The organism is Ruegeria sp. AH3 (assembly GCF_056536265.1).
On the sequence record NZ_JBQFJL010000001.1, the window covers coordinates 2082137 to 2103478 of the forward strand.

Annotated in this window: 16 protein-coding genes; 8 read left to right on the plus strand and 8 right to left on the minus strand. The window is 58.7% G+C overall.

Annotation, left to right across the window (positions count from 1 at the left end):
• Positions 1-39 precede the first annotated feature (39 nt).
• Positions 40-1308, minus strand: coding sequence for an ABC transporter substrate-binding protein (locus ACR3EM_RS10430; protein WP_480470633.1), 1269 nt, complete (start codon positions 1306-1308; stop codon positions 40-42).
• Between the two features lie 215 nt (positions 1309-1523).
• Here ACR3EM_RS10430 and ACR3EM_RS10435 point away from each other — a divergent pair, with 215 nt between their 5' ends.
• Positions 1524-2555, plus strand: a complete 1032-nt coding sequence (locus ACR3EM_RS10435) for a LacI family DNA-binding transcriptional regulator (protein ID WP_480470634.1) — start codon at positions 1524-1526, stop codon at positions 2553-2555.
• A gap of 1 nt (position 2556) precedes the next feature.
• Positions 2557-3867 (plus strand): GH1 family beta-glucosidase, encoded by a 1311-nt coding sequence (locus ACR3EM_RS10440; protein WP_480470635.1) that lies wholly within the window; start codon positions 2557-2559, stop codon positions 3865-3867.
• A 35-nt stretch (positions 3868-3902) separates the two neighbouring features.
• On the opposite strand, the gene ACR3EM_RS10445 is transcribed toward ACR3EM_RS10440, so the two are convergent.
• The 5 genes from ACR3EM_RS10445 to ACR3EM_RS10465 all read right to left on the minus strand — a co-directional run bounded on the left by ACR3EM_RS10445 (position 3903) and on the right by ACR3EM_RS10465 (position 12732).
• Entirely contained in the window at positions 3903-5273 is a 1371-nt protein-coding gene (locus ACR3EM_RS10445; protein ID WP_480470636.1) for an HlyD family type I secretion periplasmic adaptor subunit, read from the minus strand.
• Entirely contained in the window at positions 5270-7018 is a 1749-nt protein-coding gene (locus ACR3EM_RS10450; protein ID WP_480470637.1) for a type I secretion system permease/ATPase, read from the minus strand. The genes ACR3EM_RS10445 and ACR3EM_RS10450 overlap by 4 nt, the downstream gene beginning before the upstream one ends.
• A gap of 64 nt (positions 7019-7082) precedes the next feature.
• Entirely contained in the window at positions 7083-10718 is a 3636-nt protein-coding gene (locus ACR3EM_RS10455; protein ID WP_480470638.1) for a CHRD domain-containing protein, read from the minus strand.
• A 324-nt stretch (positions 10719-11042) separates the two neighbouring features.
• The gene (locus ACR3EM_RS10460; protein ID WP_480470639.1) at positions 11043-12017 is read right to left on the minus strand and encodes a LysR family transcriptional regulator; all 975 of its coding nucleotides are present in this window, start codon (positions 12015-12017) and stop codon (positions 11043-11045) included.
• A gap of 169 nt (positions 12018-12186) precedes the next feature.
• Positions 12187-12732 carry a ZrgA family zinc uptake protein gene (locus ACR3EM_RS10465; protein WP_480470640.1) on the minus strand — a complete coding sequence of 182 codons (546 nt, stop codon included), beginning with the start codon at positions 12730-12732 and terminating at the stop codon, positions 12187-12189.
• A 210-nt stretch (positions 12733-12942) separates the two neighbouring features.
• Here ACR3EM_RS10465 and ACR3EM_RS10470 point away from each other — a divergent pair, with 210 nt between their 5' ends.
• The 6 genes from ACR3EM_RS10470 to ACR3EM_RS10495 all read left to right on the plus strand — a co-directional run bounded on the left by ACR3EM_RS10470 (position 12943) and on the right by ACR3EM_RS10495 (position 18682).
• On the plus strand, positions 12943-14211 hold the full coding sequence (locus ACR3EM_RS10470) for an imelysin family protein (RefSeq protein ID WP_480470641.1): 1269 nt from the start codon (positions 12943-12945) through the stop codon (positions 14209-14211).
• A 127-nt stretch (positions 14212-14338) separates the two neighbouring features.
• Entirely contained in the window at positions 14339-14632 is a 294-nt protein-coding gene (locus tag ACR3EM_RS10475; protein ID WP_480470642.1) for a (2Fe-2S)-binding protein, read from the plus strand.
• The gene (gene bfr / locus ACR3EM_RS10480; RefSeq protein WP_480470643.1) at positions 14580-15065 is read left to right on the plus strand and encodes a bacterioferritin; all 486 of its coding nucleotides are present in this window, start codon (positions 14580-14582) and stop codon (positions 15063-15065) included. The genes ACR3EM_RS10475 and bfr overlap by 53 nt, the downstream gene beginning before the upstream one ends.
• 22 nt (positions 15066-15087) lie before the next feature.
• Complete coding sequence (locus ACR3EM_RS10485; protein ID WP_480470644.1) at positions 15088-16587, plus strand: di-heme oxidoreductase family protein; 1500 nt, start codon at positions 15088-15090, stop codon at positions 16585-16587.
• 1 nt (position 16588) lies between these two features.
• Complete coding sequence (locus ACR3EM_RS10490) at positions 16589-17596, plus strand: imelysin family protein (protein WP_480470645.1); 1008 nt, start codon at positions 16589-16591, stop codon at positions 17594-17596.
• A gap of 3 nt (positions 17597-17599) precedes the next feature.
• The gene (locus tag ACR3EM_RS10495; RefSeq protein ID WP_480470646.1) at positions 17600-18682 is read left to right on the plus strand and encodes a DUF1513 domain-containing protein; all 1083 of its coding nucleotides are present in this window, start codon (positions 17600-17602) and stop codon (positions 18680-18682) included.
• Between the two features lie 31 nt (positions 18683-18713).
• Here ACR3EM_RS10495 and lptF read toward each other — a convergent pair whose 3' ends face one another.
• Entirely contained in the window at positions 18714-19853 is a 1140-nt protein-coding gene (gene lptF, locus ACR3EM_RS10500) for an LPS export ABC transporter permease LptF (RefSeq protein ID WP_480470647.1), read from the minus strand.
• 72 nt (positions 19854-19925) lie between these two features.
• Positions 19926-21341, minus strand: a complete 1416-nt coding sequence (gene qhpG / locus ACR3EM_RS10505; RefSeq protein WP_480470648.1) for a flavin-dependent monooxygenase QhpG — start codon at positions 21339-21341, stop codon at positions 19926-19928.
• Position 21342: the final 1 nt, after the last annotated feature.

A 21342-nucleotide genomic window follows, 5' to 3' on the forward strand; every position in this document is an offset into this window, starting at 1 on the left:
GGGCGGCCTATTGAGTAGACCGCCCGGTCTCAGAGGCGCTTAGTCCAGCGCATCCCAGGAGGATTGGATTTCATCGGCTACCTCTTGTGCAGGCTTGCCTCCGGTGTAATCGACCATTCCGGTCCAGAAGGTGCCCGCACCCACCCCGCCCGGCATAAGGTCGGAGCCATCAAATCGGAACGTGGTCGCGCCCAGAAGGATGTCGTTCATTTTCGCCAGCGTTGGGTCCGAGAACAATGAGGTATCAACGCCCTTGTGGGGGGTCAGAAAACCGGTCAACTGCATCCAGATCTCATGCGCTTCGGGCGTTTGCAGGTAAGCGATCAGATCGTGTGCAGCAGGGCTGTCATTGGTTATTGCCCAGAGCGTGCCTGCACCCAGAACTGGGCTGCCCAGATCCGTGCTTTCATACGCAGGGAAGTAGAAGAAATCCGCATCTTCACCCACGACGGTGCCTTCTGGAAAGAAAGCAGGGATGAATGACGCCTGACGATGCAGGTAACACTGTGGAGGAGAACTGAACATGCCCTTCGGACTATCACGGAAATCTGTTGTCGCGACCGCACCGGCACCACCTGCTACATAGTCGTCATTGCGTGCGAAGGCCCCAAATTCTTCGATCGCTGCGATGACTTTAGGGTCATTAAACTTCATCTCGTTCGCGACCCAGGCGTCGTAGTCATCGGGCGACTGCGTACGCAGCATCATGTCTTCGACCCAATCCGTCGCCGGCCATCCGGTTGCGCCACCGGATCCCAGCCCGATACACCACGGCGTCTCTCCGTCAGCTACGATCTGGTCGGTCAGCGCCTTTAATTCTTCCATCGTGGTTGGGACTTCATAGCCCGCATCCTCGAAATTCTCTGGCACGTACCAGACCAGCGACTTCACATCGACCTTATAGAAGAAGCCGTACAGATGCTCCTGTCCGTCCGCGCCCGGGTAAGTTCCCAGATCAACCCAGGACTGACCTGCGGCATAGTTGTCCCGTATCCAATCCGCTGTTCCATCACCCAGCGGGGTCAGAAATCCCGACTTGGCCATGTCCGCCGCAAGCCCAGGCTGAGGGAAGACAGCAACATTCGGCGCCGACCCGGCCTCGGCATCAATTCTGATCTGCTGCTCGAAACTGTCCGAACCAACATAGGCATACTCATGACCCGTCGCGGCGGCGAAGCCATCCAGAACCTTTTCGACATTCTCCTGATCCGGCCCCAGCCATGGCCCGAACACAGTCACCTTGTCAGCCTGCGCCGCGCCCGCCATCAGGGCGAACGTGGCCGCACCTGCATAAAGCGAGTGTTTCATGAATTCTCCTCCCAGTATGTTCCGCGCATCGAGATTCGTTTTTCAAAGCGCTTTGAATGCCTGAGTTTATCCGCTAACATTTAAGCTCTGTCAACATTTCGTTACTCCATCGCCATAATACCGGTTACTTTTGCTTATCTCGCGAAACAGGTTGACGGAAACTGGATTTCGAATCACAACAATGTAAATCAACTTTTGAAGGCGCTTTGAAAGCCATGAACTTAAAGCAGCTCTCGGAAATACTCGGCCTTTCACAGACAACGGTCAGCCGAGCGTTGAACGGGTACCCCGAAGTGAAAGAGGATACGCGCATCCGAGTTCAGGCCGCTGCCGACAGGCACGGCTACCGTCCAAATAGTCGTGCCAAAGGGCTGGCTACAGGGCGCTCGATGGTGATCGGCCATGTGATTCCCACCTCATCGCAGCATGAGATGGTAAATCCGATTTTTGGGGATTTTGTTGCCGGCGCGGCGCAGAAATACGCTGATAACAACTATGACATGATGTTCACCCATGCGCCTGATACATCGATCGAGGCCTCCTATCGCAGCCTTTTTAATCGCGGCGTGGTGGATGGCATTGTGCTGCAAGGCCCAAAGGTGAACGAACCGCGGATTTCGGTTCTGTCCCGGATGGGAGTGCCGTTTATCGTCCACGGTCGCTCGACCGGCGCAGAAGTTCCTTATGACTGGATCGACGTGAACAACCAGCGGTCCTTCGAGCGTGCGACGCGTTTTCTGATCGACCTCGGGCATCGTCGAATTGCACTCATCAACGGCTTGGAAGAGATGGATTTTGCCCAGCGCCGCCGAAACGGCTATATGGCGGCCTTGGCCGAAGCCGGGATCACCCCTGATCCGGAATTGCTGCGCAGCGCCGAAATGACCGAGATTTACGGGCACCAAACTGCTTGCGACATGCTGAAACTCCCGAACCCGCCCACGGCAATTCTGGCCTCGTCCATTATCTCTGCGGTGGGTATCCGGCGCGCACTGGAAGAGAACGGGTTGAAGATGGGCCGTGATATCTCAGTCATCGCCCATGATGATGAGTTGTCATACATGCGTAACGGGCAGGACGTACCGATTTTCACCGCGACGCGTTCATCCGTCCGACATGCCGGAGATCTGGCAGCAGAAATGTTGATCGAACGGATCAACGCACCCAATGACCCACCAAAAACGCGACTTCTAGAGGCTGAGCTGGTTGTTGGTAGCTCAACCGGGCCTGCGCTGCGAAGGGATTGATATGAAACATAAACGCATAGATTTTCCTCAGGATTTCCTATTTGGCGTGGCAACCTCAGCCTACCAGATCGAGGGGCATGCCCAAGGCGGTGCAGGCACAACTCACTGGGATAGTTTTGCCGCCACCCCAGGCAACGTTGCGCATGCGGAAAACGGGGGCGTGGCCTGTGATCACTATAACCGGTTCGAAGAAGATTTCGACCTGATCCGGGACGCAGGCTTCGACTGCTATCGGTTCTCGACCAGCTGGGCGCGGGTCCTGCCCGAGGGGCGCGGCCAGGTGAATCAAGAAGGGTTGGATTTCTATGACAGGTTGACAGATGCACTGCTGGAACGCGGCATCAAGCCATGCGCCACGCTTTATCATTGGGAGCTGCCTTCGCCGCTTGCCGATCTGGGCGGCTGGCGCAATCGCGATATTGCGGGCTGGTTTGCAGACTTTACGCAGGTCATCATGGGGCGCATCGGTGACCGGATGCACAGCGTCGCCCCGATCAATGAGCCATGGTGTGTGAGTTGGCTGAGCCATTTTGAAGGTCACCACGCCCCCGGGCTGCGTGACATCCGTGCCACCGCACGCGCGATGCATCACGTCCTATTGGCGCATGGTCATGCCATTCAAACCATGCGCGCCCTGGGCATGTCCAATCTGGGAGCGGTGTTCAATCTGGAATGGGCTGAACCCGCCGACGACAGCGCCGGGGCGCAAACGGCTGCCGCACTCTATGACGGCATCTACAATCGCTTCTTTCTGGGCGGTGTATTCAACAAAGCCTATCCCGAAAACGTTCTGGAGGGTCTCTCCCCTCATCTGCCCCAAGGCTGGCAGGACGATTTTGACACCATCGGCACGCCAGTCGACTGGTGCGGATTGAACTATTATACACGCAAACTGATTGCGCCTGCTGACACGCCATGGCCCTCTCTGCAAGAGGTGCCCGGCCCTCTACCCAAGACCCAGATGGGATGGGAGATCGATCCCGCCGCCCTCTCGCGCTTCCTGATCCGCACTGCAAAGGACCACACAGGCGACCTGCCGATCTATGTCACCGAAAACGGGATGGCGAGCCAGGATCGTCAGCAGGATCAGAACCGGATCGACTATCTGGATCGACACCTAGCCGAGGTTCGTAGGGCGCAGGAGCAAGGTGTCCCAGTCAAAGGGTATTTCGTATGGTCGCTGCTCGACAATTACGAATGGGCCCTGGGATATGAAAAGCGTTTCGGACTGGTCGATGTGGATTTCGAGACGCTGGAGCGGAGGCCCAAAGCCTCCTACCGCGCGCTGCAAAGCGCTCTATCCCGCAGTTAGGATAGCCGCCGACGCAGATGTCGGCGGCTATCAAATCACTCGATGAAAGTCCGTGCCAGACGGTCCCTGAGCGGTTGGGCCAGATAGCTGAGCGCCGTACGTTCACCAGTATTCACGAACAGATCCGCAGGCATCCCCGGCACCAGCTCCAGCGAGGCCACCTGTTCTGGTTGCGCCTCGTCCAGCTTGATCTGCGCCAGATAATAGGGCTGTCCTGTGCGGTCGTCCTCAAGACTGTCTGCCGAGATATCGGTGATCCTGCCGGTCGCTTCGGGCACCTCGCCCTGATCAAAGGCCGACAGACGCACGCGGGTCGACTGACCGACAAACAGCTTCTCGATATCAGCCGTATTCACACGGGCCTCAACGATCAGAGGCTGGTCGGCCGGGACAATGTCCAGAATGGACTCACCCGGACGCACAACACCCCCTGATGTAAACACCGTCAGGCCCACGACACGCCCGCTGACCGGGGCGGTGACCGCGACGCGTTTGCGACGCTCGGCAGCACCCACATATTGCGGCTCCAGGGTTGCCAACAGTGCCTCAACCTGCGCCAGTTCGGTCGAGATTGCCTCGGCGCGCTGGGTCTGCTGACCGATACTGGCCAACTGCAATTCGTTGATCCGGTTGCGCGCCTGAGCTTCTTGCGTGGTCAAGGAAGCCTCGACACCGATCAGGCGCTCGACCTCGACCCGACGGCTGTTGACGCGGTTCGCGGCGACCAACCCTTTGCTCTGCAGCGTCTCAAGATTGCCAAGCTCTTCACGCGTGATGTCCATCTGGCGCGCATTGGCCGCACGCTGGGCCTGAAGCCCTGCGATCTGGTCCCGCAGGTTGGCAATCTGCTGGTCCAGCAGATTCTTCTCGGCTGTCCGTGTACGGATTTCGGCATCGAACAGTAATTTCTGCGTCAGGAACGCATCTTGCCAGTCGCGACTGTCCATCTCGACCCGCATCATCTGATCGACATCTGCCCGTTCGAATCGGCCTTCGTCGCGGATTTGCGCAACCAAACGGGCACGGCGCACCGTCAACTCGCCCAACTGGCTTTTGATAACGTCCAGGTTGACGTCCAGATCGGTGCTATCGAGTTCAACCAATGTCTGCCCGGCCTCAACCAGATCCCCATCGGCGACCAAAATCGTGCGCACGATACCGCCGTCCAGATGCTCGACCGTCTTGCGGTTACCTTCGACCACGAAGGATGCCGGAGCCACAACCGCGCCATCCAGTTTTGACGCGGCGGCCCAGTAAACCGAACCTCCGACAAACCCGGCCACGATCAGCAGTCCCAGGATCACAAATCCCTTGATACCTGCACCGGGAAGCTTTTGCTCGGCCCGATTATAATCTTCCAGACGTAGAAGGCCCTGTTCGGGTGCGTTGTAAACTGTAGGGGTCATTGGATTGGTCCTTTCCGTACAGACGACTGCGTGTCACGAGTCGTAATCTGAGGACGTTCTTGTCGCGGCAGGTCGGTTTGCTGACGCGGGCGCAGAATCTCATCCTTGTCGCCAAAGCCGGTCTGAGTGCCCTTGCTGAGCGTAAGGACCTTGTTCACGGCTTCCAGCGTGCTGGGACGGTGGGTCATCACGAAGGTGATAGCTCCGCGTGCACTGGCACCGCGAATGGCGTTACGCAGGGCAAGCTCACCTTGCGCGTCGAGGTCCGAGTTCGGCTCATCCAGCACCAGAATGAATGGGTCACCATACAGCGCACGCGCCAGCGCGATACGCTGTCTCTGACCGCCCGACAGGTGGAAACCGTCACCCAGCTGCGTGTCATAGCCATCGGGCAGGTTGCTGATCAGGCCATGAACATCGGCAGCGACGGCGGCCTCAAACACCTTGGCGTCATCGACCGAGGTTGAAAAGCGCGCGATATTCTCGCGGATCGTACCATCGAACAGTTGCACATCCTGCGGCAGATATCCGATCAAGTGGCCCAGATCCTGCGGATCCCATTTCGACATGGGCGTCCCGTCCAACCGGATCGCCCCGCGCTGAGGGGTCCAGATCCCCGCCAACATCCGCGCCAATGTGCTCTTGCCCGAGCCACTATGACCGATCACGGCCATCACGTCCCCTGCAGACAATGCAAACTCAATATCGCCGATGGTGGCATTGCGAGCCAGCGGTGGTCCGGCCTGAGAAATCACCGTGTTGATCGAGAATTGCGGATGCGGCAGCGCAAGGCGCTTGGGCTGCTCGGGGAAAGCCTCGTCCAGAGCGCGCAGGTTCTTATACGACCCCCGCGCGGCCAGAAACCCACGCCATTGGCCAATCAGCTGATCGATCGGGGCCAGAGCGCGGGCCAGAACGATGGTTGCAGCGATCATCACCCCAGCCGTAGCCTGCCCGGTGATGGCTAGTGCTGCGCCCAGTCCCAGCATGCCCGACTGCAGCGCCATGCGGATCGTCTTGGACAGAACCGAGAAACTGGCGATGCGGTCGGCCACGCGGGTTTTCAGCGCATGGGCATCCTGTTGCAGAGCTGTCCAGCGCCGGGCGAGATCACCATTCATCCCCATTGCTTGGACAAGCTCTGCATTTTGCTCACTTGCGGTGAACAAAGCGTCGGACCTGCTGCGCGCGCGGGATGCGTCCTGCATGACGCCGGCGGCGCGCGAATTGTTGATCAGGGCCAGAATTGTAAGGGTCAGCGCTCCAGAAAGGCCAAGCGCGCCCAGATAGGGGTGCAGCATGTAAAGCACCGCCAGATAGATCGGGATCCACGGCGCATCGAAAAACGCGATCAATGTGGGGCCCGAGATGAAATCACGTAGACCGGTGATATCTGCGGACGGATTGTCCGTGGCAGTGGATTTGCCCTGCAGACGGCGGCGGATCGAAGCCTGCAGCAGTGGTGCGCCGATCTTCAGCTCGAACCGCGCGCCCAGCCGGCTCAGGATGCGGACTCGCATCAGGTCCAGCAGGCCGGTGACGATGAACACGCCGCCTAACAGCAGGGTCAGGGCGATCAGGGTGTCCATGTTCTGGCTGGTCAGTACGCGGTCATAGACCTGCAGCATGTAAAGCGGACCGGCGAGCATAAGAAGGTTAAGGACAAGGCTGAAAAAGCCGATTGCGAAAAAGCCGCCTCGCAACGAGGCCCAGGCTGTTTTGACGGATGATTTTTTCTGAAACATGACGGTGATCTCTTTTCAGGGTGAAAGGGTGGCGACCTACGCCGCCACCCCGTTGGGTCAGTGATCAGACGACAAAGTCATCGTCAGTCAGATCCGAGGCGTTGACGCCAACCAGACGCACCGAGTTGTCGGACGAGAAGGACAGAACCGCATCTTCTCCGTCTTGTTCGATGTTCAGATTGTCGCGGAAATCCGGACCGAAATCGGTGAAGTCCAGACGGTCGATGCCGGTCTCGTATTCTTCGACCACATCGTGGCCGAACTCACCTTCGAAGATCAGGATGTCTTCTCCGGCGCCACCGATCAGGACGTCATTGCCACCCTCACCGTTCAGGATGTCGTCACCGGCCTGACCGCGCAGGACGTTGTCGCCCGAGTTGCCAGACAAGATGTCGTCGCCACCGTTCGGGCTGTTCACGTTGTTCGAGCCGCTGATGTTTTCGAACCCGAAGACCTGATCCAGCGTGACCCCATCGGGCGCGTTGACGCTGGCGACACCGTTGCCGTCTTCGTCAAGGTCCAGAACAACGCCCGGCCCAGCGGTGAACAGCGCGGTGTCAATGCCTTCGCCGCCGATGATGATATCGGCCCCACCGAACGAGTGGATGGCATCGTTGCCCCCAGCACCGTCGAGCACGTTGAACTCGTTGTTGCCAAGGATCAGGTCATCGCCTTCCGACCCGATCACGTTTTCGAAGTCGTCAACCTCGGCCACGATCTCGCCGAACTGGATGATGGCCCCGTCCTGCGGACCTACGTCGCCGTCTACCAGAGGGCTGGGTACCGGGCCACTGAGGTCCAGATCGATTGCCACACCGTCGAAGCCCGACAGGTCGATCGTGTCGCTGTCACCCGAGCCGACAACCCGTTCGATCGAGCTGAGGATGTCCGTTTCGATCTGGTTGTCGATGACGTCCAGCCCGACAACACCCGAGCCACCTGTGGCGTCCACGTCGAGGGTTGCACCGGCATCCACCAGCGTATCCTGAACCACCGGACCGTTTTGGCCAGCAGGTGCATTGTGCAGGTGGATCGCCGAAACAACACCCGGGATCGGGGTTTGCAGATCGGCTTCGTTCAGGCCAGTGACGCTCAACTCACTGGAATAGCTCACCTCGCCGGTGTGCAGGTTCTGCACAACAACTGCCGTGGCAAAACCGGTGGCTTCGCTATCCGACAGCGGCCCGGGCTCCTGCGCGGCGTCCAGCGGACCGCTCAGCTTGATGGTACGGATACCGTCCACGGTTTCGTCGCTATCAACCAGCAACTGGCCACGGATTTCACCAGCCGGGAAATCGGAGGTGTGGATGTTGTAGTACAGGTTGTTTGCCGCAGCCTGTTCCACAAACGCGGCACCGTCCGCAATGGCCGACCCGAACTGACCGGGCGCGGTCACGGCCTGATTGACAACACTCACGTTGAAGCCGGTGTCGCGCACGGCGGTTCCGTTGCCGTTGGCATCAAGGCTGACTTTGACGGACACATCCAGATCCGAGAAATCGGCTGTGTCAAAGCCTTCACCACCTTCGATGAAGTCGTTTCCAAGGCCGCCGACGATCACGTTGTTACCCTGACCGGCGATCAGAACGTCATCCCCTGCTCCTCCGTCGACGACACCGTTGATCCGACCGAAGTCTACAACGATGTCGTCTCCGGCACCCAGTAACACGTTACCATTTACTACACCTTCGTCATCGTTAACGAATGTCACTGAGCCTGCCTCGGTCGCGTCAATCGCGTTGACCTGACCCGAGATTTCACCTTCGTTGATGATGGCACCCAGAATGTTCAGACCACCATCGATGCGGATACCTGCAGCTGCGTCGCTGTCTTCCGATCCTGCGATCAGGCCTTCGTTCTGAACCAGACCGGCAAAGCTTGCATCTTCGACATTGCTGAACAGACGCAAACCATCGCCGACCTGATTGCCTTCGGTTGCGTCGCCGCGACCTTTGAAAGTGCCTTCGTTGAAGATCGCCGCCGAAACCACGTCTCCGTCCACGTCACCGGTTTGCAGCGCCACGGCTGAGCCGTTATTGCCAAAACCCGCATCCACCAGACCGGTGTTGGTGAAGGTATAGTTGTCAGCGGTGGCATCGGCGTAGACAGTACCGTTGCGCTGATCGCCCGTACCGAGGATGTCGTTTTCGTTGCGAACTTCCAGACCATTGCCATCGATATTCAGCGCTCGGCTGTCCGAAGTCACAATGCCTGTGTTCAGGAACAGGCCACCGGTGTGATCGCCGGTCCCGAAGTAAACGCCGTTCTGCACACCTGCGATCAAGCCCGAGTTGGTCAGCGTACCCTTGAAGTTCACGTTATTGACGACACGCACGCCGGCAACGGTTCCATTGTCCCCTTCCGACAGGATCGTGCCCGTGTTGGTGATGGTGGCATCGGTTGTTCCGGTATTGCCGACATTGCCGATCCGCACACCGTCACCGGCCAGACCGACATTGGCAGCGGCGTTGCCACGGCCGATGATGATACCATCGTTTTCCAGCGTGAATGTGTTGACGCCATCTTCGGCCCCGCCGATCTCAGCCCCAAAGCCCGAGCCCTGGTTGTGCTCACCGGCGTCAATCACGCCATTGGCCAGGTTGCGAACCGAGAAATCATCCGCGGTGCCATCGGCATAGACCGTACCGTTCCGTTGATCGTCAGTGCCCAGAATGACGCCACCGTTGACCAGATCCACGCCAGTGCCGTCGATGTTGACCGCGCGGCTGCCGGACTGGATGGTGCCGAAGTTCAGAACGTCCAAATCATGCTCGGCATTGCCGATATAAAGACCATTCCGCGCACCTTCGATCACACCGGTCGAGGTGTTCACGATGCGGCCTTCGGCCGCTGCGCCGTCGGCGATGCGGATACCACCTGCAGTGCCCTGATTGCTTTCAGAAGAGATCAGGCCGCTATTGACGATATCGGTTTCCGAGATCGTGCCCTCGGCACCGTTGTTGATGCGGATACCGTCCCCTGCGCCCGGGGTGTTAGACGCCTCTTGGCCACGGCCCTGAATGGTCGCACCAAAGCCGTTGAACAGGGTGTTCGATACCCGGTCGCCAACTTCGTCACCCACCTGCAACGAAATACCGGCGCCAAAGTTGCCTTCGCCTGCGTCGATCGTACCACCGGTAAAGTTGCTGATGCTGACATCTTCGGCGGTCGAGTTTGTATAGATTGTGCCGTTGCGCTGATCACCTGTACCGATGATGTCGCCAAAGTTGCGAACGCTGACGCCTTCGCCCTGAATATCAACCACGCGGCTGTCGGATGAGATCACTCCGCCCCGGAAGTTGTCCAGACGGCCCGAGCTGCCCGCACCCGCGAACTGCACGCCGTTAAATTCGCCCGCGATCTCACCAAAGTTGCGGATATCAGCGCTGCCCGAAACCTGAATACCCGTGGCCAGCACCTCGGGGCCCGAGTTTGCCTCGATGCTACCGGTGCGGAAGTTGAACACCTGTGCATTCTCACCTTCAACAGCCACTGCAGCAGCGGCATTGTTGGTGGTGATCTGGCCGAAATTCAGAAGACGCGCAAAATCGTTGTCCAGCAGAAACGCCGGAGTGTTGTCGACGACAGTAGATTGAAAAAACCCGTTGGTCAGTGTTTGGCCGTCGCGGGCGGTTTCCTGGGCCAGTGACGAGGTCGTCAGCAATCTGGCGCGCAGGCTTGCGAGAAAGTCGGAAAGCATTGGGAATCTCCATGCATGAGTACAAATCGGACGGACATCGAACCAAGGCCGTCTGCCCGCTGTCTCATCAGTTGCGAGTCACCCTGAGCTTTTGAAATTCTTCCTTTGAATGAGGTGCATAACCTGCGCGAATAGTCACATAAGTCGCGAGGCCTGTAGGAATTTACTTGTTAAATTTCTGATGGTTGTATGATAGTCGCCGATCATTCGACATTATTCAGTGCCATGATTTCACGAATATGTAGGGCCATGTGATGGCGGTTTGTGACGATTGGCTGATGTGATCAGGGGTGGCTGGCAGCGCCAGGAACCAAGACTCGTGCCTCAGTTGTCAGATGGAACCGGCTTTTTAACCAGATTCGCATTCCGCGATGCTACCGTTCCCTGAGGCGGGTCCAGATGGATCCGTTTGCCCATCATCTCGACGATTTCCGGGTTGGGGTATTGCGGCCGGGTCAATGCACCCAGTTCACGCATATTGCCCTTGTCGTCGAAGGGCAGAAAAGTCAGGCCGAATCCATCGCGTTTAAACTGCTCGGCGGCTATTGCGTTGACCATCGTGCAGGCGTCGCTTTGCGCCACATAGCGGCACACGGTTTCGAACCGGGCGGTCGTGACGTCGATGCCGGTTTCCTCAGCGACTGTTTCCGAAGGTTCAGGCAGATCCTGCTCAAGATCATAGCCGAACGAAATCGGAAACCGGATCAGTTGATCAGCAGGCACTTCATGCGCCCAGATACTGGACTTGCGGCCAAGCGGATGGCCCTTGCGCAAGCCGAGATACAGCGGCTCAAGCCAGAGCGAGGTAAAATCCATCGGGCGGGTCGAGCCACGATAGATCTGATCAAAGCTCTTGCGTGCAATAAAGGCCATATCGACCGATCGATCCTCGACCATCTTGGCCAGGGCGACGGGATATTCCTCGACAATGATGATCTTGCGATCCGGGACGGCTTGGGCGAACAGCTGGCGGAAGTAACGCGACAGGTAGGCGGCCAGGGTCGGTGTCATTCCCAAACGGATTGCGGGCAATTCAGTCGTCTGGTGCCGTCGCGCCAGATCGCCGATGCCATCCACGATCTCAATGACCTGCTTGGCATGAGTAAGCAATTCCTGACCGAACCCGGTCAGAAGGACACCATCCTTGCCACGTTCGAAGATCGCAACGCCCAGCTCTGCCTCAAGCTTTTTGATCTGGTTTGACAGCGCCGGCTGGCTGACCGCCACCGCCTGTGAGGCGCGCGTAAAGTTCCGATGCTCGGCCACGGCAATGACGTATTGAAGATCGCGCAGGTTCATAACTCATGTCTCAAATCAATTCAGCGTCCACGGACCAGGGATCAGCGATACGTACCGGCGGGACGACGCAACAAACCTGCCTTACGCCAAGTGCACGAGGCAACCTTCTTTCCCTCAGGTCTCGACTTCGTGAGAGATTGTGTATTGCTATGAACTGAGACGGAGATGCCTACGGCAAGGTCAGCAGAGGTGCCTCGCGTTCCACCAGGATATCCTGCGTGCCTTTGGATGAGGATAGCTTAACCGTCAGCCGCCGGGCCTCTGTGAACCGCTCAAAATAGGCAAACCGGATGGTTGTAATCGCCGTCATTTCCTCGCATTGCAGCAAATAGTCGGCATGGAATTCATTGTGCTGCGCTGCACCATTTTCCGACGCCTCCTCTTGACCGAACGCATCACCCACCAGCGCCACATTTGCCGAGGCCGTCATGCAGCTCGCCTCAGGCGAAAGCTCGAACAGGTTAAGGGGTTGTGACAGGTCCGAAATCGCATCTGCGACACGCGCCCGATCCTCTTCATTCTCGGCGGGGCGTTCAAACCCAACAATATCATTGCCGGGAACCTGCAGTGTCAAAGCAATCTCAGTTTCCGATATCGTCATTTCCAAGCGCCCGACGCCATGCGCGTGCGCATTTGACGACTGAGCTTCTTGGGCCATCAACGCGACGGGAAGGAGAAACAGAAAAACAACCACGCACTTCATAACAATCACCATCTAAAATATTTAGCACATTTTAGTCGATTTGTACTGCCACGCAATAATGACGCCAGTTCCCTGCCCTCCCCATTTATGGCGGGGCAATTATGGCGAAATATCCGACAATAAAACTCAGGTTGACATTGTTGACTAATTCTATCAAGAAATAACCCACCCACCCGCCAGGGCACGGGACTACCAACCGATTTTTCAGAGAGACCAAGCCCCATGACCAAACCATTCGCCGCGACCAGCGCCCTGACCTTGTGCATCGCAAGCGCTGCTCTGGCCGAAGCGCCGTCCAAAGCAGATGTTCTGAGCACTTATGCCAACATCGCCGAAGCAAAATACGAAGACAGCCTGATCGCGGCAAAGACATTGCAAACAGCGGTGAACGCACTGATCGCCGACCCGTCAGACGCCACCCTGAACGCTGCCCGTGCCGCCTGGATCGCGGCACGCGTGCCGTATCAGCAGACCGAGGTTTATCGCTTTGGCAATGCCATCGTCGATGACTGGGAAGGCAAGGTGAATGCATGGCCACTGGACGAAGGTCTGATCGACTACGTCGACGCCTCTTACGGTGGTTCCAGCGATGAGAACGAATTCTCGGTGCTGAACGTCATCGCCAACCCCAGCTTCGATCTGTCAGGCGAGACCATTGATGCCAGCCAGATTACGCCCGAATTGCTGTCCGACACGCTACACGAAGCCGACGGGATCGAGGCAAATGTCGCCACCGGCTATCACGCAATCGAATTCCTGCTATGGGGCCAGGACCTGAACGGCCACGACGCTGGCGCGGGCAATCGCCCTTACTCAGATTATGTTCAGGGCGATAACTGCACCAACGGCAATTGCGACCGCCGCGCTCAGTACCTGAGCGCTGCCACAGACCTGCTAATCAGCGATCTGGAATGGATGACCGCCCAGTGGGCCGAAGGTGGAGATGCTCGTGCTGCCCTGACCACGGATGAAACCGCAGGCGTCAGTGCGATCCTGACCGGTATGGGCTCGCTATCATACGGAGAACAGGCAGGCGAACGGATGCGTCTCGGTCTGATGCTGAACGACCCTGAAGAAGAGCATGATTGTTTTGCCGATAACACTCATAACAGCCACTACTACGATGGACTGGGCATCCAGAACGTCTATCTTGGTAGCTATACCCGTATCGACGGAACTCCGGTCTCGGGCGCGTCGTTGTCGGATCTGGTGACAGCAGCCGATCCGGCGCTGGACATGGAGATGAAAACCAAGCTGGCAAATACCATGCAGGCTCTGGGCCGCATCAAAACGGCCGCCGAAGCTGGCTTTGCCTATGACCAAATGCTCGAACGCGGCAACGCAGGCGGAGAAGCGCTGATCATGGGTGGTGTCGACGGACTGGTTGATCAGACCAAGACCATCGAACGCATCGTGACTACGTTGGAACTGAACCAGATCGAGTTCGAAGGCTCCGACAGTCTGGATAACCCGAAGGCAGTCTTTCACTAGGCCCCCTGACCGGGCGCGTTTCATACGCGCCCGGTTCTGCCAATCACGAAGATTTGGGCCTTATCGCTGGACGCCAATCAAATAACCAACTATTTAACTAAGATATCTATGAGCAGGCTGAGTCGCCATGATTGTATGTCACTGCACTAATATCACAGACCACGATATCCGCGCCGCAATCGACTGGATGCGGACAGCAGACCCGCAGACCATCATTACCCCGGGCAAGATCTATCATGCCCTTGGAAAATCAGCGGATTGTGGCGGGTGCATGCCTCTTTTCCTAGACACAATGCGCGCAGACGATAATCTGAAAGTCCCCATGCAGCTCCGTACATTACGGTCCGGAGCATCACAGGAGAAAGCACATGAAAGGCGATCCCAAGGTCATCGAATATCTCAACAAATCTCTGCGGCATGAACTGACTGCGGTCAGCCAGTACTGGTTGCACTACCGCCTGCAGGAGGATTGGGGTCTTGGCCACATGGCCAAGAAAAGTCGTGAGGAATCCATCGAAGAGATGGGCCACGCCGACAAGCTGATTGAACGCATCATCTTTCTGGAAGGTCATCCCAACCTGCAGAAACTGGACCCTCTGCGTATCGGGCAGACCCCGAAAGAAACGCTGGAGTGTGATCTGGCCGCCGAACATGACGCACGGACGCTTTATGTCGAAGCGCGCGAGTATTGCCGCGAGGCCGGGGATTACGTGTCCATGGGCCTGTTTGAAGAACTGATCAGCGACGAGGAAGGGCATATCGACTTCCTCGAAACGCAGCTCGACCTGTATGAAAGGATTGGCGAAGCCAATTATGCGCAACTCAACGCATCCAAGATGGACGAAGGCGAGTAAGCTTGCCCTGATATCGGTGGCCATGTTCGTGGCCACCCCCTCCCTTTCCGCTGACACCACGACGTCTCAGCTGAAGGATCACCACCTGAACACCCTGCCCAGAACCGCAGAAGAAACTACGCGGATCAGAGCCGCGACCGCAGCGCCCGAGGATTTCAGCGTGCCTCAGCGGTTCGAAGAGCTGTCCGCAGGGGCCGCCACAGTTCGCGTGCGCACAGATGCGGATGCGTTCTCTCAACCTTCGGCCAATATCAGTTTTGAGCAAGAGCTGAACTTCAAAGTTGGCAACGGTCTGTTCAAGAAAGTCTGGGTCTCCGCGCCTTCCTCGACCCTCGCCTCGGATGGTTTGGGTCCCTTGTATAACGCACGGTCCTGTCAGCGTTGCCATATCAAGGACGGGCGTGGGCATACGCCGAACGGGTCCGACGACAACGCCGTGTCGATGTTCCTACGGGTTTCGATCCCGGGTCCGCCAGAAGACGCCCCCGCCGAGATCGCCGATTATATCGCCACCCTGCCCGAACCGAACTATGGCGGGCAGATGCAGGATTTCGCACTGGCCGGGCATCCGGCGGAGTATCGGCTGGACATCACTTACGAAGAAATCGAGGTGGCGTTGTCGGATGGTGAGACTGCCTCGCTTCGCAAACCGACTTACGCTGCCGCTGATCTGGGTTATGGCCCCTTGCACCCCGAGGCGATGCTCAGCCCTCGGGTCGCCCCGCAGATGATCGGATTGGGGCTGCTCGAAGCGATCCCGGTCGAGGACCTGCTGGCCAATGCCGATCCCGAGGATGCAAACGGCGATGGTATCTCGGGACGCCCCAACATCATCTGGTCGGCCGAATTTGACGCCCCCATGATGGGCCGTTTTGGCCATAAGGCCGGGATGCCCACGGTTATGGAGCAATCGGCGGCTGCATTTGCCGGGGATATCGGCATCTCAAGCCCTCTGTTCCCCGCGCCTCATGGCGATTGCACAACTGCGCAGATTAATTGCGTCGATGCTCCGCATGGGGATGGCGACGCACGTGCGTATGAGATCGATCAAGTTGGTATGGATCTCGTCGCCTTCTACAGCCGCAATCTGGGTGTCCCTGGTCGGCGCGATATCGATGATCCTCAGGTTCTGCGCGGGAAAGAAGTCTTTCATATCTCAGGCTGTGCGTCATGCCATACGCCCGCGTATGTCACACATCGGATGCCCGACCGACCCGAGCACAGCTTTCAACTGATCTGGCCCTATACCGACCTGCTGCTGCACGACATGGGCGAAGGTCTGGCCGACAATCGCCCCGAGGCACGCGCCACGGGTCAGGAATGGCGCACACCGCCTTTGTGGGGCATAGGCCTGACTGAGCGTGTTTCAGGCCATACCCAATTTCTGCATGACGGGCGCGCAAGGTCATTGATCGAAGCGATCCTGTGGCACGAGGGCGAGGCGCAGGCTGCCCGCGATACCGTGGTTTCAATGCCCAAGCCCGACCGCGACGCCTTGATCCGTTTTCTGGAAAGTCTCTGATATGCGCACCCTCGCTCTTATCAGTGTCCTGCTGCCATTCGCGGTTTACGCGCAAGACCGCGCCCCAATCCTTATCGACGTGACTGAAAATCACATCCTGCCGCGCTTCGCCGATTTGTCCGAAGCGACCGGGGGGCTGTCACACGCGGCACAGGCAGATTGCACTCCCGGTTCTGCCGAACTACGCACCGCCTTTAACGCCGCTTTCGACGCCTGGGTTTCCGCAAGTCACCTGCGCTTTGGTCCAACCGAGGTCGACGACCGCGCCTTTGCTTTAGCCTTCTGGCCGGACACCAAGCGGTTCACCCCAAAGGCCCTTTCCGGATTGATCGCTGCCGAGGACGCAACCATCAACGACCCCGAAGCCTTTGCCGAGACCTCGATCGCCGGGCGGGGATTCTTCGCGCTGGAACGGATGCTTTATGACCCGGCTATGGGGGAACAGGGCAGTGCTGCGTATCGCTGTGCGTTGATCCGGGCCATCGCCACCGATATCGACCGCAATGCTGGTGCGATCAACACTGATTGGCAGGGCTACGCCCCGCATCTGACACAACCGGGCGGAAACAGCCCCTATCGCTCGGGCGATGAAGCCATGCAGGAGCTGTTCAAAGCTCTGAGCGTCGGGCTGCAGTTCACCTCGGATACGCGCCTTGGTCGCCCGCTTGGCACCTTTGACCGCCCCCGCCCCAACCGGGCCGAGGCACGCCGGTCCGAACGCTCGTTGCGTCATGTGGAGCTCTCTCTGGTCGCCCTGCGTGATCTGGCTGCGCGACTGTCCTTTGACCACCCCGAAATCGCCAGCGATCTGGACGCTGCGTTTTCCAGGGCCATTGACCGGGCACAAGCGCTGGACGACCCGGCATTTGCCGGAGTCGCCGATCCGCAGGGCCGACTCCGCGTCGAGGCGCTCAAACAGTCGATTGACGATATCCGCGCCATCACCGCGACCGAACTTGGCCCAACGCTTGGCATCAACGCCGGTTTCAACTCATTGGACGGAGACTGAGTCATGGCCACGCGCCGCACCTTTCTGGCCGGGCTTGCCGCCTCCAGCCTAGCGCCCATGCGTAGCTGGGCCGCTGTCGGCGCCCCTGAGTTTCTTGCCGCGGGGCTATTTCCGAATGGATCATATCGGCTGGCTGGTTTGGATGGTCAGGGGGCAATCCGGTTTTCCGTGCCTCTGCCCGCACGCGGACATGCCGCCGCTGCCCATCCGTTCAAAGCTCAAGCCGTCGCGTTTGCCCGTCGCCCCGGCACCTTCGCCCTTGTGATCGATTGCACGACTGGAGCGCTGATCAAAAAACTTGAAGCTCCGACAGGGCGCCATTTCTACGGTCACGGCACATTCTCAGCAGATGGTAGCCGGTTCTATACCACCGAGAATAACTATGACGCGGCAGAAGGCGTGATCGGCGTCTGGGATGCCAACAGCTTTGCCCGGCTGGGTGAGTTCCCTTCTGGCGGCACAGGCCCCCATGACATGCGCCTGATGCCGGATGGAGAGGTTTTGGCAATTGCCAATGGCGGGATCGAGACCCACCCGGATACAGGCCGCAGCAAGCTGAACCTGCCCATGATGCGACCCAACCTCACCTATACCGATCTGTCGGGTGCGATACTGGAGCAGGTGGCGTTGCCGCAGACCCTGTATAAGAACTCGATCCGCCACTTGGCGGTACGTGCCGACGGGCTTGTCGGGTTCGCAATGCAATGGCAAGGCAGCCTGACACGGCACCCTCCGCTGTTGGGGCTCCACCGCCGTGGCGAGACACCGCGTCTGATCTCCGCACCCGGGGCCCTGCAAAGCGCATTGCAAGGCTACGCTGGCAGCATCGCCTTTTCTGCGGATGGGCAGACGGTTGCCATCACTTGCCCGCGTGGCAACACGTTGCATCGCTTCGACGTCAGCAGCGGCGCGCTGACGGGTACACATATGCTGGAAGATGTCTGCGGCCTCAGCACCGGCACCGAAGGGTTGGTCTTCTCAACCGGCACAGGATCGTTCGGGCGTCTGCACGAAACCGTCTCGATCACGGCAAACCCGGATTGCCAATGGGACAATCACTTGGTCCGTATCAGCTCATTCAGGTGAGTAGTGCATTAACGCGATAAACCCGCAGACGTCAGGCCGTTGCAGGATCAGGCGTACCGCCACGGTTGGCTCGTCTGAACAGAGGACGCCCCGCGACAGATAGAAACAGGATAGATAAAACGACGCCGATCAGCGCAGGCACATAGAGTAGAAACCAGAGCTGAGGATTGCCGATCACGACTGGCGCAACAAAACCTCGCACCCCTTCAAGCAGCACGAGGATTGTGAAGGCTCCGAAAATCTGCGGCCAGAGACCAAAGCGCGAGAAGCTGCCCAGCATCAGCGCCGAATACCCCACCAGCGCAACGGCTATGCATATGGCCACCCAAGAAAACCGCTGATGCAGTTCTTCGACCAGCTGGCCCACGGAATGTTCGTCTGATTTGGCGACGGCTTCGATATCCTGCAGCAATTCAATTGTCGGAATCGCCTCGCGGCTGCGCAGACTGCTATCGGTATTTCTGGTCAGCTCCGAGATGTCATAGGTAGCATCCTGAAACAGGGTCGATGACAGCGTGTTGCCCTGTTGATCATATCTGAGCGCCACGCCATCGAGCATCACCAGATGGATACCTGTGCTTTGATTAACCAGATAGGCCGTGGTGCTGGAATAACTCACCGGATTGGCCTCGTCCCGACGATCCGAGACGAAGACCTCGTGCAGGGTGCCGTCCAGTTCGATATCCCCGATATAGACGGTCACACCTTTCGCGGGGTGCAGAAACTCACCTTCGTTCAGCAGTTGCGCGGTCACGTCGCCCGCGACTTCAGCCTGCCGCTGTTCCAACTGCTCGACCGAGGCCGGCCGCAGAAACACGCTGATCACAGCCATCATGAGCCCCGCGCAGAAGCCAAACATCAAAACCGCCCGCGCCAACCGCCATGGGCTGGAGCCGGTGGCCAGCATGACCGTCATCTCGCTCTCGCGGCTCAGACGATTGGTTGCGTAGACAGCCGCAGCAAACACGGCCATCGGCATCACCGTCCGGATCAGCGTCGGCAGGGTCAGGGCCGTGAATTCCAGAAACACCAGCGCCGATTGGCCGCCGCTGATCACACGATCAAACAGGCTGACCGAGCGGGTGATCCAGAAGACTCCTACAAGCACCAATGTGAAAAAGCCAAACAGCACCAGCAATTGCCGCAGGAAATACCCATCAAAACGCGACATGCGACCTCTTGTATCTTGGCGGTTGGCGTTGCGGCGAACCTTATGCCATTCGGCGCGCAGAGGAAACCGTGATTACATCCGATCAGCGGCAGGGATCAGAATGCGATGATACCAGAGCCAGCGCAGAAGGCGCAGCGCACGCTGGGCATCGAGGACGCCCGACCAACGGGCAGCGATATCCACTGCGGTCGCCGAGCCATCCAGTCGCTTTAGCAGTGGGCCGAGGGATACGCCTTCCAGATTTGCAACCGGCCGTGGGAGGTTCGGGTGAGTGACGACAACACCAAGCTCGATACGAGAGGCGGTCTGTACGCCGGACGTGATCAGCTTTGCCTGCGGGGACAGGGTCAAGATCTGATCGTCGCGTAACATCTCGGGGTTCGGGTCCGACTGGGGCGGCTTTAACCAGTCCAGCGGTTGCGCGCGCTCAGCCCAGAAAGGCGCGGGATCGATAGTGTTTTGCCGGGCATAGAAATCAGCAGATAGCGCGGCGTGGGCCTGCACCCGTTCGATCTGGCGGTCAGCATAGAAGGACAAGGCCAGTTCGCCGTACGGAGGCGTCTCCAGAACCGTATTTACCACTGCCGCGGCTTGCACCGCCTGCCCCATCGCAAGTTGCACCCCCTGCGACGACAGAGCGTCGACCGAAAAGCTGGCCTCTCCAACCCTTAGCAGGTCGCGCGTCGGAGGCGTTGCCTCAACCCGGCTGATTGCATCGGCCCGCCGCACCGGTCCGATCCGGCGCTGTTCCAGACAGGGCGATAGCAGCGTCGATTGTGCCAGCAGATTCAGATACAGGTCGCGCCGATCTGCAGGCGACAGCCCGTTGCAGGTATCGGGATCAACAAAGACCATCGCATTGACCAGCCCGCCGGGCAAAAGAGCCCCCCAATACCAGTGTGAAGACCCAGCCTCAATCCGCGCTTGTGGACCGAAGCCCGGCGACACCTGCCAATAGGCATAGAGCGCCAATAATGGCCGCGAGGCATTGCGAAACCGGCGACTCAACCCGGCTTGCCGTCCTGCGGCGTCCAGAAGAATCTGCGCCCGGATCTGAAAGGTACCCGCGTCGGTGCGGACCGGCACTTCCCAGCCAGAGCGCCCTCGCACCGGGCGGTATGCACGGGCAGGCTGAACGATCTGAACACCCGCCGCCTGCGCAGCACGTAACAGCACAGCGTCGAACTGGCCCCGATCTACAAGAAGGCCGGGGTAATCACCATCGACGCCCCGACGCTCGAACGTCCCGGCCCAATGCAAGACCGAACCGTTGGCGCGCAGAAACCCGGCCTGCGTAACGGCTTCTTCGACCCCCAGCAGGTTCAGGATCGGCCAGATCGAGGGGGGCAGAGACTCGCCAACATGCTGACGCGGGAAAGGTTGTCGCTCGATCAGGCAAACGCGGCGACCCAGCTGAGCCAGCCTTAGTGCAGCAGCGCTACCTGCCGGGCCGCCACCGATCACGCAGATTTCGGTCTCTATCACCATC

Coding starts and splice junctions, on each gene's coding strand:
- ACR3EM_RS10430 (WP_480470633.1), bottom strand. CDS start 1,308: ATGAAACACTCGCTTTATGCAGGTGCGGCCACGTTCGCCCTGATGGCG.
- ACR3EM_RS10435 (WP_480470634.1), top strand. CDS start 1,524: ATGAACTTAAAGCAGCTCTCGGAAATACTCGGCCTTTCACAGACAACG.
- ACR3EM_RS10440 (WP_480470635.1), top strand. CDS start 2,557: ATGAAACATAAACGCATAGATTTTCCTCAGGATTTCCTATTTGGCGTG.
- ACR3EM_RS10445 (WP_480470636.1), bottom strand. CDS start 5,273: ATGACCCCTACAGTTTACAACGCACCCGAACAGGGCCTTCTACGTCTG.
- ACR3EM_RS10450 (WP_480470637.1), bottom strand. CDS start 7,018: ATGTTTCAGAAAAAATCATCCGTCAAAACAGCCTGGGCCTCGTTGCGA.
- ACR3EM_RS10455 (WP_480470638.1), bottom strand. CDS start 10,718: ATGCTTTCCGACTTTCTCGCAAGCCTGCGCGCCAGATTGCTGACGACC.
- ACR3EM_RS10460 (WP_480470639.1), bottom strand. CDS start 12,017: ATGAACCTGCGCGATCTTCAATACGTCATTGCCGTGGCCGAGCATCGG.
- ACR3EM_RS10465 (WP_480470640.1), bottom strand. CDS start 12,732: ATGGTGATTGTTATGAAGTGCGTGGTTGTTTTTCTGTTTCTCCTTCCC.
- ACR3EM_RS10470 (WP_480470641.1), top strand. CDS start 12,943: ATGACCAAACCATTCGCCGCGACCAGCGCCCTGACCTTGTGCATCGCA.
- ACR3EM_RS10475 (WP_480470642.1), top strand. CDS start 14,339: ATGATTGTATGTCACTGCACTAATATCACAGACCACGATATCCGCGCC.
- bfr (WP_480470643.1), top strand. CDS start 14,580: ATGAAAGGCGATCCCAAGGTCATCGAATATCTCAACAAATCTCTGCGG.
- ACR3EM_RS10485 (WP_480470644.1), top strand. CDS start 15,088: ATGTTCGTGGCCACCCCCTCCCTTTCCGCTGACACCACGACGTCTCAG.
- ACR3EM_RS10490 (WP_480470645.1), top strand. CDS start 16,589: ATGCGCACCCTCGCTCTTATCAGTGTCCTGCTGCCATTCGCGGTTTAC.
- ACR3EM_RS10495 (WP_480470646.1), top strand. CDS start 17,600: ATGGCCACGCGCCGCACCTTTCTGGCCGGGCTTGCCGCCTCCAGCCTA.
- lptF (WP_480470647.1), bottom strand. CDS start 19,853: ATGTCGCGTTTTGATGGGTATTTCCTGCGGCAATTGCTGGTGCTGTTT.
- qhpG (WP_480470648.1), bottom strand. CDS start 21,341: ATGGTGATAGAGACCGAAATCTGCGTGATCGGTGGCGGCCCGGCAGGT.